The organism is Streptomyces sp. NPDC027189 (assembly GCF_055566975.1).
The window spans coordinates 384050-399771 of the sequence record NZ_JBVHRI010000004.1; the positions used below are offsets into that span (position 1 = coordinate 384050).

Sequence of the window (15722 nt, forward strand, 5' to 3'; positions counted from 1 at the left end):
CCGATAGACGGGGTGTGAGACTGTTCCGCCCCATGGGGGGCCACCGGGAGGACGACACGGACGCGGCGCTGCTGCGGGCCGTGGCGGACGGGGACTCGGCGGCGATGGCCGCGCTGTACGACCGGCACGCCGGGTGGCTGCACACGCGGCTGACCCGGCGCTGCGGCGATCCCGAGGTGGTGCGCGAGGTGCTGCAGGACACCTTCGTGACCGTGTGGCGGTCGGCCGACGCGCACCGGGGTACGGAGGTCGGCGGCTGGCTGTGGACCATCGCCGCGCGCCGTCTGGTGGACGCGCGGCGAGTGCAGGAGCGGACGGAGCGCGTGGAGTACACGGCGCCGGTGCCCGCGCCCTCCGCCGAGGAGCGCGTACTGGCGGGGCTCGAGTACGGGGACGTGGGCACGGCCCTGGACCGCATCTCCCCCGAACTGCGCGAGGTGCTGCGAGCCACGGTCGTCGACGGCCTGACCACGCGCGAGACGGCCCGGCTCCTCGGTATCCCGGAAGGCACGGTCAAGACCCGCGCCATGCGCGCCCGCGCCGAACTCCGCGCGGCCCTCGCCCATCTGAACCCATCCCCGAGTCCCTACCGGAGTCCATCCCTGGACCCGTCCCCGCTGGGAGGCCCGGCATGACCGGCTGGCACGCCCCCGACGACCTCGTCACCCGCTATGCGGACGGCTCCCTTCCGGAGACGGACGCCTGGTCCCTGGAGAAACACCTGGAGAACTGCGGGCCGTGCGCCGTACGGGTCTCACAGGCGGCCCGCGCGGGGGCGGCGGGGCTGGTGCTGTCGGAGGTACGGGACGCGGTCCTGAACGCGGTACGCGAACCGGTACCGGCCACGGGGCACGCGCCGATCCCGGCCTCCGCCTCCGCGCCGGCGGTGCCGAGGGGCGCGGGAGCCGTCGGGGGGCGGCTCGCGCGGATCGTCTGGGCCGCCGGGCCCGCCTTGCGCGGGGCCTGGGCCGGGGCCGTGGTGCTGGTGGCCGTGGGGGCGGTCGCACTCGCGTACGGGGGCGGGTCGGCAGGCGCGCGGCCGTTGCTGCTGGCCGTCGCGCCCGTCGTGCCCGTGGCGGGGGTCGCTCTCTCGTACGGGCGGCACGCCGATCCGCTGCACGAGATCGTCGTGGCCTCTCCCTCCGGCGGGCTGCGCCTCCTGCTGATGCGGACGTCCGCCGTGCTGGCGGTGAGTCTGCCGTTGCTGACGGTGGCGGGGCTGCTGCTCCCGCCCTCCGGCTCACGCCTGCCCGCGGCACCGTCCGCGGCCGCCTGGCTGCTGCCCGGGCTGGCCCTGACGCTGGCCTCGCTCGTGCTGTCCGGGTACCTGGGCTGCCGTACCGCGACGGCGGTGGTCGGCGGAGGCTGGCTGCTCGCGCTCGCGGCCCCCGTCCTCACGGCCACCGGTTCCGGTCTGACGGCCCGTCTCACACAGCAGCTCTCCCTCTACTTCACCGGCGCCTCACACCAGGGGGGCTGGGCGGCAGCGGCCGCGCTCTGCGCCCTCCTCCTCGCCGCGCGCCGTACCGCATACGACCGTCTGGAGACGATGTGAACATCCCTGGTACGACCGGCATGTCCGCCATGGGCGGCGATGACGGTCCCGGGACAGCCACGGCCATGGACGCCCGTGACGGTCTGTGGACCGCCGCCATACGGGTCTCCGGGCTGACCGTCCGGCACCGCAGGACCACCGCCCTGGACGCCGTCGACCTGGACTTCGGCACCGGCGTACACGGTCTGCTCGGCCCCAACGGCGCCGGCAAGACCTCGCTCATCCGCGTCCTCGCGACGGTCGCGGAGCCCACCGCGGGCCGGGTGGAGATCCTCGGCAGTGGCCTCCGCGGCCACCGGGAACGCAGGGCGGTCCGCCGGGAACTCGGCTACCTGCCCCAGGACTTCGGGTACTACCCGGGCTTCACGGTGCGGGAGTTCGTCGCCTATGTGGCGTGGCTGAAGGAGCTGCCGGCCGCGACCGCCGCTGCCGCGGTCGAGCGGGCCGTGGCCCGGGTCGGCCTCGCCGACCGTATCGACGCGAAGGTCAAGACCCTGTCCGGCGGCATGATCCGCCGCGTCGGCATCGCCCAGGCCATCGTGAACGACCCTCGCGTCCTGCTCCTCGACGAGCCCACCGCGGGCCTCGACCCGGAACAGCGCGTCGAGTTCCGCGCGCTGCTGCGGGAGTTGGGCAGGACCGCCACCGTGCTCGTCTCCACCCACCTGGTCGAGGACGTGGCCGCGGCCTGCACGGACGTGACCCTGATCGAGGCCGGCCAGGTCGCCTACCGCGGCACGCCCCGCTCGCTCGCGGCCCTCGGCGCGGACGGTCACGAGTCCGACGGCAACGCCATCGAGCGCGGTTACACGGCGGCCTTGCGCGGCCATCGCACGGCGACAGCGGCGGGAGCCGGCCGATGAACGTACGCATCCAGCCGGACGGCGACGGTCCGGGCGACACGCAGGCCCGGACCGACGGGGACCACGGTACGAGCCGGCGTCCCGAACCGAACAACAGCCGCCCGACGGACGGGCAGCTCCATGGAGGCCACCCGACAGCCGTGCGGGCCCAGGAAGGCCGGCCGGCAGACGTGCGGCCCCAGGCTCCACCAACCCCTGAACTCCATCCCCGCTCCGCTCCCCACCCCTTCCGCGTCGAGTCCCTGCGCGGCTTCGCCCCCTGGGCAGCAGCGGGACTGACGCTCGCTCTCGCGTGGCCCCTTGCCGCCAAATCGGCGCAGTGGCAGGGAAGTTGGGGGGAGACGACCGAAGAGCTGAGCACGGCGGCCGCCATGATCGCCGTTCCGTTCGCGCTCGCCGCGGGCTCCTGGCAGGGCGGCCGGGAGCGCAGGCTGCGGATGACGGAGCTGCGCGCCTCGACCGCTCGCACGCCACTCGTCCAGCTTCTGGCGACCGCCCTGCCACTCGCCTGCTGGCTTGCGACGGCCTATCTGGCCGTGGTCGCCGGAGTACTGGCGGCCTGCGCGCCGTACGCGTCGGCGGGCGGCCCGGTGCCGATCGTCTACGCCGGGGCCGCCCTCTCGCTCGCCGCCTGCACGGTTCTCGGTCACGCGGCCGGGCGGGTGGCCCCCTTCCGGCTGACCGCTCCCCTGCTCGCGATCTGCGGATACGTCGTCTCCGGCATCCTCAGCAACCACCGGTCCGGCCTCCGCTATCTCACGTTCGCATCGGTCCACGTCTTCGGTGACTACGACCTCGCCGTCTGGTGGTACCCGGTCGTGTCGGCCCTGTGGGTGGCCGGGCTCGCCGCCGCCGCGGTCCTGGCCCATGCGGCGCATCGCCGCGCCACCGCGCTGCTGCCGCTCGCGGCCGCGCTCGGCGCCGCCGTCCTGCTGGTCCACACGGGCGACGGCCTGCTGCGCGACAACCCGCTCGCCCACCGCCAGGTGTGCGACGACTCCACCACCCCACGCGTCTGTGTCAACGCCACCTATCCCGGCATGCTGCCGGAGGTGACCCACGCCCTGTCCGGTCTCACCGGCCGGCTGAAAGGCGTGCGGAACCTTCCGGTCCGCTACGAGGACCTCTGGCGGTCCCCGCACCGGGACGAGGCACAACTGCCGATACTCACCCCGCTCGGCTGGAGCGCCGTCCGCGGCAAGGTGACCGATCCCGAGCGGTACGCGTGGGAGGCTGCCCAAACGCTGGTCCGCCCGGACTGCGAGGAGTCGCCGTCCCAGCGGGTCCAGGTCACCGACGAGGCCGTACTGCGCTGGCTGGCCCCGGATTCGGCGTCCGAGGAGATACGCGAGCAATCCGTGGCGCAGGCCCGGCAGCAGGGTGACACGAAGGAACTCGCGAAGTTCCGCGCCATGGACAAGGCGCACGCGCACCTCACCGCCATGACCGACGACGAACGCCGCTCCTGGCTCGGTCGCTACTTCGCGACGGCCACACAGTGCGACCCGAACCCGAGCGAGGTCCCGTCCCTGTGAATGCCGTACGGAGACTCCACGTAAAGGTCGTACCCGGGCCCCGGCTCAACCCCTTCGCCCTCTATGCCCGCTCCCGCGGCTTCCCGACAACCCTGGCGGCCCTGTTCTGCGCCGCGCTCCTCACCCTGTGGGTGGCGAGCCGTCCGGCCTCCTACCTCGACCCGTACCGCAGGGTGCCGCTGGTCGCGCTCGCCCCGCTGCTGGTCTCGGCGGCGATCGGCGTGAGCCTCCACACGTATACGCGCGACCTGGACGACACCGCCGTACGCCCCTGGTGGCCGCGACGGCTGGCCCACCTGCTGGTCCTGTCCGCGCTCGCGGCGGCGCTGCTGGCCCTCGCCGTGCCGGGGCACTCCCAGGAGTTCGGCGCGGCGGCGATGGTCCGCAACACTCTGGGGGCGATCGGCATCACGGCGGCCGCGGCGGCGCTGCTCGGCGCCCGGGTGAGCTGGATGCCGACAACGCTGTACTTCAGCGCCGTGTACATCTCGGCCGCCTCGCCCAGTGTGAGTAAGGCGACAGTTCTCGCCTGGTCCATGCAGCCGGGTCCGCAGCGCGGCGCCTGGGCCGTGGGCCTCGCACTCTTCGTACTCGGCACGGCACTCTGCGCAGCGCGCGGCACCCGTCCCGAAGGACCCCGCGCCTGACGCGGGGTCGACGGAACGGAACGGCCGCGGAGTATGCAAAAGCCCGGGTCGTCAGGCGGAAATGCCGTCGATCCGGGCCATCGCGTCATCCGCGCCGTACGGCTGCAGATATGGCAGCCAGCGCGGGTCCCTATGCCCTGTTCCGATGATGCGCCACGCGAGCCCCGTCGGCGGGGCGGGTTTATGGCGCAGGCGCCAGCCGATCTCGACCAGGTGGCGGTCGGCCTTGGTGTGGTTGCAGCGGCGGCATGACGCCACCACGTTTTCCCAGGCGTGCTGACCTCCGCGGGAGCGCGGGATGACGTGGTCGACGCTGGTTGCGACGCCACCGCAGTACATGCACCGGCCGCCGTCGCGAGCGAACAGAGCTCGCCTGGTCAGCGGAACGGGCCCCCGGTAAGGGACCCGCACGAACCTCTTCAGCCGGACCACGCTGGGTGCGGGGACAGTAACGGTTGCACTATGCATAAAGGCGCCGGATTCCTCGAGGCAGATGGCCTTGTTCTCGAGGACGAGGACGAGCGCGCGGCGGAGCGGTACGACGCCGAGCGGCTCGTACGACGCATTGAGGACCAGGACATGCGGCACGGATGCCTCCTTGTACGCCGGCGGCGCGTGGCTCGCGCCGGGACGATCTGTGGCCAGTGTCCCCGAATGCCTGGTGGAAGCGCCACCATGTCCCGGTAACGGGCTGGGAGTGTTTTCGACCACACCTTCTTCATCCCCAGGTGAGCACAGTCTCTCCCTCGAACATCGCAACGATCCACACACGATGCCCCGTTAGTGTGGTGGGTCTGCCCGACCGGTGCCCCTCTTGTGTCCCCTGCCGCGGGCAGACCGCTACGCCTGGAGGTATCTGCCGTGTCCCTGCCCGTCCTATTGGCCGCCGGTTCGACGCCGTCGCCGTCTCCCTCGACGTCGACGGACCCGACGGTCGCCACGCTTCAGGACGCCCAGGAAAGTGCGACCAACGCCGCCGGCTGGGTCGAGCAGAACTGGTCCACCTGGCTCTCCATCGGTCTGCGGGTCCTGCTGATCCTGGTGATCGCGGCGGTACTGAGAGTGGCCGTCCGGCGGGCCATCACCAAGCTGATAGAACGCATGAACCGCACCGCGCAGGCGGTCGATGGCACGGCCCTCGGTGGCCTGCTGGTGAATGTCGAGCGCCGCCGCCAGCGCTCGCAGGCCATCGGTTCGGTGCTCCGCTCCGTGGCGTCGTTCCTGATCATGGGCACGGCCGCCCTGATGATCCTCGGCACGTTCGAGATCAATCTGGCACCGCTGCTCGCCTCGGCGGGTGTGGCCGGTGTCGCGATCGGTTTCGGCGCGCGCAACCTGGTCACCGACTTCCTCTCCGGCGTCTTCATGATTCTCGAGGACCAGTACGGCGTCGGCGACACGATCGACGCGGGCATCGCCTCCGGCGAGGTCGTCGAGGTGGGTCTGCGCGTGACCAAACTGCGCGGCGACAACGGCGAGATCTGGTACGTCCGCAATGGCGAGGTCAAGCGCATCGGCAACCTCTCCCAGGGCTGGGCCACGGCCGGCGTCGACGTCACCGTCCGCGCCTCGGAGGACCTGGACCGCGTCCAGTCCGTCCTGAACGAGGTCGCCGAGGACATGAGCAAGGAAGAGCCCTGGAACGAGCGCCTCTGGGGCCCGATCGAGGTCCTCGGCCTCGACAGCGTCCTGCTCGACTCCATGATCGTCCGCGTCTCGGCCAAGACGATGCCCGGCAAGGCCCTCTCCGTGGAACGCGAGCTGCGCTGGCGCATCAAGCGCGCCTTCGACGCCGCGGACATCCGTATCGTGGGCGGCCCCGTGACGGAACCGGAGGAGAACCCGGCCCCGGACCCGACGGAGGCCATAGCGGCCCCGTCGGCCCACGCGAACCCGGCGTCCCCGCAGGCCGTGGCGGCCTCACCGATCACACCGGCACCGGCACCGTCGAGCGTTCCCAAGTAGCGCACACGGTGGGTACGAGGGAGGCGGCATCCGGGGCTCCGGGCGCCGCCTCCCTCGTCTGTACGGGACCCCGGTGGCCGTAACGGTTCAGCACGCTCGTTCGAGTAGACGCGCGGCTTCAGCCCGTCCGCTGCGACAGCCCTGCGGCCCGGGCTATCTGGCACGCCGCGGCGAAGGCGGACCCCTTCCCCAGGCCCGCCACCCCCAAGAGGCCTTCCCCGTCGCGGACGTCGAGGCGGACGTCGCCCGAGGGCGCGTCGAAGGACAGCGATCCCCAGACGGACTGGTCGCCGCGTCCGGGGCGCCAGCGGAAGTGGATCTCCTCGCGGCCCTTCTCGGCGACGAGGAACGCCCGCTCGGACGCCGTCAGTTGGTCACGGACCCGCTCCTGCCATCCCTCGGAGACAGGCATCGCGCGCAGCACATGCGTCTGCCGCTCGTCCAGGGCTCCGGCGGAGAGTGCCAGGCCGGAGGCGCGGGCCCGCCTTCCCAGCGCCAGAAACGCGATGGCCGCCGCCACCAGGCTCACGGCTCCCCACGCCAGCAGGCAGGAGGTCACCTGCCCGCCCAGGCTCGCCCATGTGAAGCCGTCCCCCCAGAGGACGATGAGCAACTGGGTGACCGCCAGCGGGACAAGTCTGCCGACGACGGTGCGCCAGCACGCCAACAGCAGCCTCATGAGCAGTCACTTCCGGAGGGTTCGGCCCGGGTTGGGGATGTTCGGGCCAAGGCCCGCCCGGCACCGTACGTCATCAACGAAAAGGGGACCTGTGAGTGGGGCCGCACAGGTGAGCCATCGTCACTACACGGTGATCTCAATCCGCGTCGACACCCTTGACGCGCGGGAAGGGAGCGGACTCGACCGATTCACGGCTGTGATGAAACTGTGCGAACTCCGTCGCCCATTCCAGCCAGACCGGACAGATGGGCCCGAATGCCCACTGCACACCCGCCGACCTGCGCATACGGGGATCGTGATCGAGTTGTGACACGTGTCGATTCCGGCCTGGAACCACCGATCGCCCCGGGCCGGAATTAATCCTCTTCACAGGTTTTCCGCATTCCCGCCGCATCCGCCCACGCCTTATCGTCACCCCCAACAGCGGGCCCTTGTTCTGGAGCGCAACGCCCAGGGGCCCGCTTCGAATGTGGGGAATTCATGCGCAAGTTCGCCATAGGCGCCGCCGTCTCGGGTGCCCTGGCTCTGTCCGCCCTGGCTGTGCCGACCGCGTCGGCCGCCTCGCCGGACCTCACCTTCTCCGGCGTGACGGTCAACGGCGGGAAGGCGATCGTCGTCGGCACCACCAGCGCGGTGAAGGTTCCGGTCACCTACACGCTGACCCGCCCGGCCGACCTCGTCATCGACTACAAGACGAACGCCGCGGGCATCGCCCTCTACCGGGGTTCGCTCTCCGACATCCTCAACGAGATGGAGCCCGACGACGCTCCCACCTGCACCACCACCGCCACGACCGACACCACGGTGACCGAGTCCTGCACGGAGACCATCGTCATCGATCCGTACGAGGCCCTGTACGAGGCCGCGGACGCCACCACCTGGAAGGCCGCCGGCTTCTACGGGCACATCGCCCAGGACAACGACGGCTCCGACGGGCACATCAGCTTCGAGTACGGCTACGACATGTGGGGCGGCCTGGGCTCCGCCCAGATCAAGCGCGCCGCCAAGCTCACCGTCAACGCCGCTCCGGAACCGGTGGCGAAGGGCGAGACCCTCACGGTCACGGGCACCCTGACCCGGGCCAACTGGTACACCAGCAAGTACGCCGGGTACACGAGCCAGTCGGTCGCGCTCCAGTTCCGGGCCAAGGGCTCGGACACGTACACCACCATCAAGACCGTGACGTCGGGCACCGCAGGCGCCCTCAAGACCACGGTCAAGGCCTCCGCCGACGGCTACTACCGCTACAAGTTCGCCGGGACGGCCTCGACCGGGGCCAAGACGGCCGCCGGTGACTTCGTCGACGTCACGTAGTCGTCCTCGGCACAGAGCAAGCGCACCGCCCCCGCAGGTAACGAGTCTGTTGCCTCGGGGGCGGTTTCTATTGACGCCTCCTTCGCTCCGGGCTTACGTTCCTTCCACCCAATAGGAAACTTTCCTAACAGTGATCACCGGATGGACTTTCCTCCCAGGTCACTGGGAAGGTGGGCAGTTGAAAGGCAGGTGTCGACCCCATGGCAGGATCCGCCGGTACGCCGGGCACTCCGCGCGTCCTGCGCGCCATGAACGACCGCGCCGCCCTCGATCTGCTTCTCGCGCACGGACCGCTGTCACGGACCAGGATCGGGAAGCTCACCGGGCTGTCCAAGCCCACCGCCTCGCAGCTCCTCGCCCGTCTGGAGGCGGCGGGACTCGTCCTCGCCACCGGCACCAGCGAGGGCCGCCCGGGCCCCAGCGCGCAGTTGTACGTGGTCAATCCGGGCGCCGCCTACGCGGCCGGCCTGGACGTCACCCCCGAACGCATCCTCGCCGCCGTCGCGGACGTCACCGGCCGGACCGTCGGCGAGTACGAGCTGCTCACCCCCGGCCGGCGCCCCGCGCAGCCCGTCGTACGCCAGGTCACCGATGCCCTCGACGGCGCGGTGAAGGCCGCCGGGCTCGCCAGGGACGACGTGCGGCGCCTCGTCATCGGCACCCCCGGCGCCTTCGACCCGAACACCGGGCGGCTGCGCTACGCCTCGCACCTGCCCGGCTGGCACTCCCCCAGCCTGCTCGAGGAGCTCGCGGCCGCGCTGCCGATGCCCGTCGAGTACGAGAACGACGTCAACCTCGTCGCCATCGCCGAGCAGCGGCTCGGTGCCGCCCAGGGCCACGAGGACTTCGTGCTCCTGTGGAACGAGGGCGGTCTCGGCGCCGCGCTCGTCCTCGGCGGACGGCTGCACCGCGGCTGGACCGGCGGCGCCGGCGAGGTCGGCTTCCTGCCGGTGCCGGGCGCGCCCCTGGTGCGGCAGGTCACCAAGACCAACAGCGGCGGCTACCAGGAGCTGGCCGGTTCGCAGGCCCTGCCCAAGCTGGCCCGCGAGCTCGGCATCAAGGACATACCGACGGGTCCGTACGCCGAGGTCGCCGCGGCCCTCGTCGAGCGCGCCGTCGCCATCAACGAGGGGCCGCACCAACGGCTCCTGGAGACCTACGCGACCGGTCTCGCCACCGGTCTCGCCTCGCTGGTCTCCGTGCTCGACCCCGAGCTCGTCGTGCTCAGCGGCGCGTCGCTCACCGCGGGCGGCGAACCACTGCGCGCCCTGGTCCAGGCCGAGTTGGAGGAGCTGGCCGCGTCCCGGCCGCGCCTCGTCGTCGGCGACGTACACGAACACCCCGTGCTGCGCGGCGCGTTGGAAAGCGCCCTGGCAGCCACCCGCGACGAGGTCTTCGACACCTCCCGCTAGTCCGTTCCCTGCACGCTCACCACCTTCACCGCCCCCGCCCTGCCCTAGGGAGACCCCGTCATGCCCGGAATGTCCCGGAAAGCGGTCACTGCGCTCGCCGCTTCCGCCTCGATAGCCCTCCTCGCCACCGCCTGTACCGGCCAGTCCTCCTCCGGCGCGGACGACGACGCGTCCAAGGAGCAGACGATCAACTTCTGGCACGCCTGGAGCGCGCCCAGCGAGGTCAAGGCCGTGAAGTCCCTGGTCGCGGGATTCGAGAAGGCGCATCCCAACATCCACGTGAACATCGTCGGCAACATGACGGACGACAAGATCAATCAGGCGCTGCGCGCGGGCGGGGACAAGGCCCCCGATGTGGTCTCCTCCTTCACCACCAACAACGTGGGCAAGTTCTGCTCCTCCGGCGCCTTCGTCGATCTGAACCCCTTCTTCAAGAAGGCCGGCATCGACCCGGAGACGACCTTCCCGAAGGCGATGAACGAGTACACCCAGTTCGACGGCAACCGCTGCACGGTGCCGCTGCTCGGTGACGCGTACGGGCTCTACTACAACAAGACCGCGTTCAAGAAGGCCGGCATCACCAGCCCCCCGAAGACCTGGTCCGAATTCGAGAAGGACGCCAAGAAGCTCACCATCGCCAAGGGCGACTCCTACTCGCAGCTCGGCTTCATGCCGAACTACCACGGCTGGGAGTCGACGACCGAGCACTACTTCGGCCAGTTCTCACCGACGTACTTCGACAGCAGCGGCAAGTCGAACATCGCCAAGGACCCCGCTTTCACGGCCGGTTTCACCCTCCAGAAGAAGCTCGTCGACGAACTCGGCGGTTACAGGAAACTGGAGACGTACCGCTCCAAGCTCGGTGACGAGTGGGGCCCCAAGCACCCCTTCCACACCGGTCAGGTCGCCATGCAGCTGGACGGTGAGTGGCGGCTCGGTATGGCAGAGGAGGCCAAGCCGGACTTCGAGATCGGCGTCGCCCCGCTGCCCGTGCCCGACGACCAGGCCGACCAGTACGGCAAGGGCTACATCACCGGCACCATCGCGGGCATCGCCTCCACCAGCAAGAAGCAGAACGCGGCCTGGGAACTGGTCAAATACATGACCACGAACACGGACGCGGTGGTCGGCTTCGCCAACGACATCCACAATGTGCCGTCGACGCTCGCGGCGCTGAAGTCGCCGAAGCTCAAGTACGACCCGCGCTTCAAGACGTTCCTGGACATCGCGTCGAACCCGAACTCGACGACGACTCCCGCGTCCATCAACGGCGGCACCTACCTCGTGACGATCCAGCAGTTCGGATACGACTACGAGAGCGGCAAGGCGAAGGATCTGAAGGCGGGTCTGGAAAGCACCGCCCAGCAGATCGACACGGACATCGCGCAGGCGAAGTAGTACGGGGATGAGCACGGTAACCCTCGCTTCGAAGCGCCGTCGTTCTGGCCTTGTGGCGAAGCGCAGAAAACAAGCACTTCGGACGCTCGCCTTCATGTCGCCCTGGCTGATCGGCTTCGCGGTCTTCTTCGCGTACCCGCTGATCTCGACCGTCTATTTCTCCTTCATGCACTACGACGGCTTCAAACCGCCGACGTGGAGCGGAACGAAGAACTGGACGTATGTCTTCGAGAACTACCCCCTGTTCTGGCCTGCGTTGCGGAACACCCTGTGGCTGGTCGTCGTCATGGTCACGCTGCGGGTCGTCTTCGGGCTCGGCGTCGGAATGCTGATCACGAAGATCAAGACGGGTACGGGCGTCTTCCGCACCCTCTTCTATCTGCCCTACCTCGCCCCGCCGGTCGCGGCCACGATGGCCTTCGCCTTCCTGCTCAACCCCGGTACGGGCCCGGTCAATTCGATCCTGGAGAAGGTCGGCATCCCGGCGCCCGGGTGGTTCAACGACCCCACCTGGTCCAAGCCGGCCCTCACCCTGCTGGCCCTGTGGGGCATCGGCGACCTGATGGTCATCTTCATGGCCGCGCTGCTCGACGTACCGACCGAGCAGTACGAGGCCGCGGAGCTGGACGGCGCCTCGGCGTGGCAGCGGTTCCGGTACGTGACCCTGCCGAACATCTCACCGATCGTGATGTTCGCCGTGGTCACCGGCGTGATCCAGACCATGCAGTACTACACCCAGCCGCTGATCGCCGGGAAGGTCGCCTCGGGCGTCATCCAGGGCGCCGGTACGCAGTTCGAGCCCGGCTATCCCGACAAGTCGACGCTCACCCTGCCGCAGCTCGTCTACAACCTCGGCTTCCAGCGCTTCGACTACGGCTCCGCCTGTGTGGTCGCGCTCGTGCTGTTCGCCCTGTCCATGGTGTTCACCGCGTTTCTGATGCGGCGCCGGGGCGGTCTCATCCAGGCAGGTGACTGACACCCATGACTCAAGTACTCGACAAGCCGGTGGAGGTGCGGGCCCCGGTCTCGCCCGCCGAGCGCACCGCCCGCCGCAAGGCCCTGCTGGAGTGGGTCGCGATCCACGCGCTGGGGGTCGCGGCCGCCCTCTTCTTCGTCCTGCCCTTCGTGTTCGTGTTCCTGACCTCGCTGATGAGCGACACCCAGGCGCTCAGCCGCGATCTGATCCCGCACACGTGGGAGTGGGGCAACTACAAGAAGGTCTTCGACACACCGGGCTTCCTGACCTGGTGGAAGAACACCCTGCTGTACGCCGGTGCCGGCACGGTCCTGACGGTCGTCTCGTCGATCCCCGTCGCCTACGCGCTCGCCAAGTTCCGCTTCCGCGGCCGCAATCTTTCGCTGATGCTGGTCATCTCGATGATGATGCTGCCGCCGCAGGTGGTCATCATCCCGATGTACCTGTTCTGGGCGAAGCAGCTGGACCTGTCGGGAACGCTCTGGCCGCTGATCATCCCGATGGCGTTCGGCGACGCCTTCTCCATCTTCCTGCTGCGCCAGTTCCTGATGACGATCCCGAACGAGTACGTGGACGCGGCGAAGGTGGACGGCTGCGGCGACCTCAGGACACTCCTGAAGGTCGTGCTCCCGATGGCCAGGCCCGGCATCGCCGCCGTCGCGCTCTTCCAGTTCTTCTACGCCTGGAACGACTACTTCGGGCCCCAGATCTACGCGTCGGAGAACACGGCCGCCTGGACCCTCTCCTACGGTCTGGAGTCGTTCAAGGGCGCGCACCACACCGACTGGAACCTCACCATGGCCGCGACCGTGCTGGTCATGGCCCCCGTGATCCTCGTGTTCTTCTTCGCGCAGAAGGCGTTCGTCGAGGGTGTCACGCTCACCGGAGTGAAGGGTTGACCTGCATGCTGCGTCTGCCCGGGGGACAACCCCCGGACCCCCGGCCGGATGACCTCGATGTCCCCGGCACCTGGAAGCGAGGGAACCTTCAGTGAAACTCACCGTGGTCGGCGGAGGGTCGACCTACACCCCCGAACTCATCGACGGATTCGCGCGGTTGAGCGACACCCTGCCGATCGAGGAGCTGGTGCTCGTCGATCCGGCGGCGGAACGTCTGGAACTGGTGGGCGGCCTCGCCCGGCGGATCTTCGCGCGGCAGGGCCACCCCGGCCGCATCGTGACGACCTCCGACCTGGACGCGGGCGTGGAGGGCGCCGACGCCGTACTGCTGCAACTCCGCGTCGGCGGCCAGGCAGCCCGCGAACAGGACGAGACCTGGCCGCTGGAGTGCGGCTGCATCGGGCAGGAGACGACAGGCGCGGGCGGCCTGGCGAAGGCGCTGCGCACGGTGCCGGTGGTACTGGACATCGCGGAGCGGGTGCGCCGTACGAACCCGGACGCCTGGATCATCGACTTCACCAACCCGGTCGGAATCGTGACGCGCGCACTGCTCCAGGCAGGCCACAAGACGGTCGGACTGTGCAATGTGGCGATCGGTTTCCAGCGGAAGTTCGCCGGACTACTGGGCGTCGCCCCCGCCAATGTGCACCTCGACCATGTGGGCCTCAACCACCTCACCTGGGAAACAGGTGTGCGCCTGGGCGGTCCCGAGGGCGAAAACGTCCTGCCGAAACTCCTCGCCGAGCACGGCGACGCCATCGCCGACGATCTGCGCCTGCCGCGCAGCATCGTCGACCGCCTCGGGGTCGTCCCCTCGTATTACCTGCGCTACTACTACGCGCACGACGAGGTCGTACGAGAGCTGCGTACGAAGCCGTCCCGAGCCGCCGAAGTCGCCGAAATGGAACGGCAGTTGCTGTCGATGTACGCCGACCCGGCGCTGGACGAGAAGCCGGATCTGCTCGCCAAGCGGGGCGGCGCGTACTACTCGGAGGCGGCGGTGGACCTCGCTGCGTCGCTGCTGGGCGAAACAAAAAGCAGGCCCGAAGGGGCCTCCGTTGGGGGTGGTGGTGGGCGACGGATGGGAGGCAGCCCGTACCAGGTCGTGAACACGTACAACAAGGGCACGCTCCCCTTCCTCCCGGACGACGCCGTGATCGAGGTGCAGGCGGCGATCGGCTCCAAGGGGCCCGCGCCGCTGTCGGTGCCGTCCGTGGACCCGTTGTACGCCGGCCTGATGGCCAATGTGACGGCATACGAGGACCTGGCCCTGGAGGCCGCCCTGCGCGGCGGCCGCGACCGTGTCTTCCGGGCCCTTCTCTCCCACCCCCTGGTCGGCCAGTACGCGTACGCCGACGCCCTCACCGACCAGCTGATCGCGCACAACCGGGAGCACCTCGCGTGGGCATGACGTCATCGGGATCCGGCGCCGGGACGGCCGCCGGGTCCCACCCCGCGGGTCTGGTCCTGGCCATCGACGCGGGGAACAGCAAGACCGACGTCGCGGTGGTCGCTGCCGACGGCGCGGTCGTCGGCACCGCGCGGGGCGGCGGTTTCCGCCCACCGGCCGTGGGGGTCGAGGCGGCCGTGGACGCGGTCGCCGACGCGGTGGGCCGGGCCTTCGCCGAGGCCGGTGTCGCATCCGTCGCCCATGTCTCCGCGTGCCTGGCCAACGCGGATCTCCCGGTCGAGGAGGAGCAGCTGGCGGCCGCGCTGCACGCGCGCGCGTGGGGCGCGAGTGTGGAGGTGCGCAACGACACCTTCGCGATCCTGCGGGCCGGTGTGGCCGAGCCGCGCGGAGTCGCCGTCGTCTGCGGGGCCGGCATCAACTGCGTCGGCATGCGGCCCGACGGCCGCACCGCCCGCTTCCCGGCGATCGGACGTATCTCCGGGGACTGGGGCGGTGGTTGGGGCCTGGCGGAGGAGGCCCTGTGGCACGCGGCGCGGGCGGAGGACGGCCGGGGCGGCCCCACGGCCCTGGCGCGCACGCTGCCCGCGCACTTCGGTCTGACCTCGATGTACGCCCTGATCGAGGCGTTGCACCTCGAACACATCGACAATGCCCGCCGTCACGAGCTGACGCCCGTCCTGTTCGCCACGGCGGTGGACGGCGACCCGGTGGCCCGCGCGATCGTCGACCGGCTCGCGGACGAGGTGGTCGCCATGGCCACGGTCGCCCTGACCCGGCTGGACCTCCTCACCGAGGAGACCCCGGTCCTCCTCGGCGGCAGCATCCTCGCCGCCCGCCACCCCCAACTCGACGACCGCGTCCACGAACTCCTCGCGGTCCGCGCCCCGAAGGCGGTCCCCCAGGTGGTCACGGCAAGCCCCGTCCTCGGCGCCGCCCTCCTGGGCCTGGACCACGTAGGGGCTCAGAGGGAGGTGCACGCGCGCGTGCGGGCGTTCTACGAGGAGGCCTGAGGAGCCGGGGGTCCGGGTGTCCGCGCCGGAAATTCCCGCACATCCGCGGGAACGAATG

15 protein-coding genes are annotated in these 15722 nt (G+C 70.2%); 13 read left to right on the forward strand and 2 right to left on the reverse strand.

Annotated elements, in window-relative coordinates:
- Window positions 1-32 precede the first annotated feature (32 nt).
- From ACZ4RZ_RS12665 to ACZ4RZ_RS12685, 5 genes are all read left to right on the forward strand, one after another.
- Window positions 33-635 carry an RNA polymerase sigma factor gene (locus tag ACZ4RZ_RS12665; protein WP_467744011.1) on the forward strand — a complete coding sequence of 201 codons (603 nt, stop codon included), beginning with the start codon at window positions 33-35 and terminating at the stop codon, window positions 633-635.
- The gene (locus tag ACZ4RZ_RS12670) at window positions 632-1555 is read left to right on the forward strand and encodes a zf-HC2 domain-containing protein (RefSeq protein WP_467744013.1); all 924 of its coding nucleotides are present in this window, start codon (window positions 632-634) and stop codon (window positions 1553-1555) included. Before ACZ4RZ_RS12665 ends, ACZ4RZ_RS12670 begins: the two co-directional genes overlap by 4 nt.
- 65 nt (window positions 1556-1620) lie before the next feature.
- Window positions 1621-2418, forward strand: coding sequence for an ATP-binding cassette domain-containing protein (locus ACZ4RZ_RS12675; protein WP_467744327.1), 798 nt, complete (start codon window positions 1621-1623; stop codon window positions 2416-2418).
- Window positions 2415-3953 carry an MFS transporter gene (locus ACZ4RZ_RS12680; RefSeq protein ID WP_467744014.1) on the forward strand — a complete coding sequence of 513 codons (1539 nt, stop codon included), beginning with the start codon at window positions 2415-2417 and terminating at the stop codon, window positions 3951-3953. The genes ACZ4RZ_RS12675 and ACZ4RZ_RS12680 overlap by 4 nt, the downstream gene beginning before the upstream one ends.
- Window positions 3950-4600: a hypothetical protein gene (locus ACZ4RZ_RS12685; protein ID WP_467744015.1), complete on the forward strand. Its 651-nt coding sequence runs from the start codon at window positions 3950-3952 to the stop codon at window positions 4598-4600. The genes ACZ4RZ_RS12680 and ACZ4RZ_RS12685 overlap by 4 nt, the downstream gene beginning before the upstream one ends.
- 51 nt (window positions 4601-4651) lie before the next feature.
- Here the strand turns inward: ACZ4RZ_RS12685 and ACZ4RZ_RS12690 are convergent, their stop codons facing one another.
- On the reverse strand, window positions 4652-5188 hold the full coding sequence (locus ACZ4RZ_RS12690; RefSeq protein ID WP_327428786.1) for an HNH endonuclease: 537 nt from the start codon (window positions 5186-5188) through the stop codon (window positions 4652-4654).
- Between the two features lie 273 nt (window positions 5189-5461).
- On the opposite strand from ACZ4RZ_RS12690, the gene ACZ4RZ_RS12695 reads away from it, so the two are divergent.
- Window positions 5462-6565 (forward strand): mechanosensitive ion channel family protein, encoded by a 1104-nt coding sequence (locus tag ACZ4RZ_RS12695; protein ID WP_467744017.1) that lies wholly within the window; start codon window positions 5462-5464, stop codon window positions 6563-6565.
- Window positions 6566-6683: 118 nt separating this feature from the next.
- On the opposite strand, the gene ACZ4RZ_RS12700 is transcribed toward ACZ4RZ_RS12695, so the two are convergent.
- Entirely contained in the window at window positions 6684-7244 is a 561-nt protein-coding gene (locus tag ACZ4RZ_RS12700; RefSeq protein ID WP_467744019.1) for a hypothetical protein, read from the reverse strand.
- Between the two features lie 480 nt (window positions 7245-7724).
- Here ACZ4RZ_RS12700 and ACZ4RZ_RS12705 point away from each other — a divergent pair, with 480 nt between their 5' ends.
- The 7 genes from ACZ4RZ_RS12705 to ACZ4RZ_RS12735 all read left to right on the forward strand — a co-directional run bounded on the left by ACZ4RZ_RS12705 (window position 7725) and on the right by ACZ4RZ_RS12735 (window position 15664).
- Entirely contained in the window at window positions 7725-8558 is an 834-nt protein-coding gene (locus tag ACZ4RZ_RS12705; protein WP_467744020.1) for a hypothetical protein, read from the forward strand.
- Between the two features lie 200 nt (window positions 8559-8758).
- A complete protein-coding gene (locus ACZ4RZ_RS12710; protein ID WP_467744021.1) occupies window positions 8759-9970 on the forward strand; it encodes an ROK family transcriptional regulator in 1212 nt (403 codons plus the stop codon).
- 60 nt (window positions 9971-10030) lie between these two features.
- A complete protein-coding gene (locus ACZ4RZ_RS12715) occupies window positions 10031-11368 on the forward strand; it encodes an ABC transporter substrate-binding protein (protein WP_467744023.1) in 1338 nt (445 codons plus the stop codon).
- 7 nt (window positions 11369-11375) lie between these two features.
- On the forward strand, window positions 11376-12344 hold the full coding sequence (locus ACZ4RZ_RS12720; protein WP_467744024.1) for a carbohydrate ABC transporter permease: 969 nt from the start codon (window positions 11376-11378) through the stop codon (window positions 12342-12344).
- A gap of 5 nt (window positions 12345-12349) precedes the next feature.
- Window positions 12350-13243, forward strand: a complete 894-nt coding sequence (locus tag ACZ4RZ_RS12725) for a carbohydrate ABC transporter permease (protein ID WP_467744025.1) — start codon at window positions 12350-12352, stop codon at window positions 13241-13243.
- A 91-nt stretch (window positions 13244-13334) separates the two neighbouring features.
- Window positions 13335-14654 carry a 6-phospho-beta-glucosidase gene (locus ACZ4RZ_RS12730; RefSeq protein WP_467744026.1) on the forward strand — a complete coding sequence of 440 codons (1320 nt, stop codon included), beginning with the start codon at window positions 13335-13337 and terminating at the stop codon, window positions 14652-14654.
- Window positions 14651-15664 (forward strand): N-acetylglucosamine kinase, encoded by a 1014-nt coding sequence (locus ACZ4RZ_RS12735; RefSeq protein WP_467744028.1) that lies wholly within the window; start codon window positions 14651-14653, stop codon window positions 15662-15664. Before ACZ4RZ_RS12730 ends, ACZ4RZ_RS12735 begins: the two co-directional genes overlap by 4 nt.
- The last annotated feature ends 58 nt before the right edge of the window (window positions 15665-15722 follow it).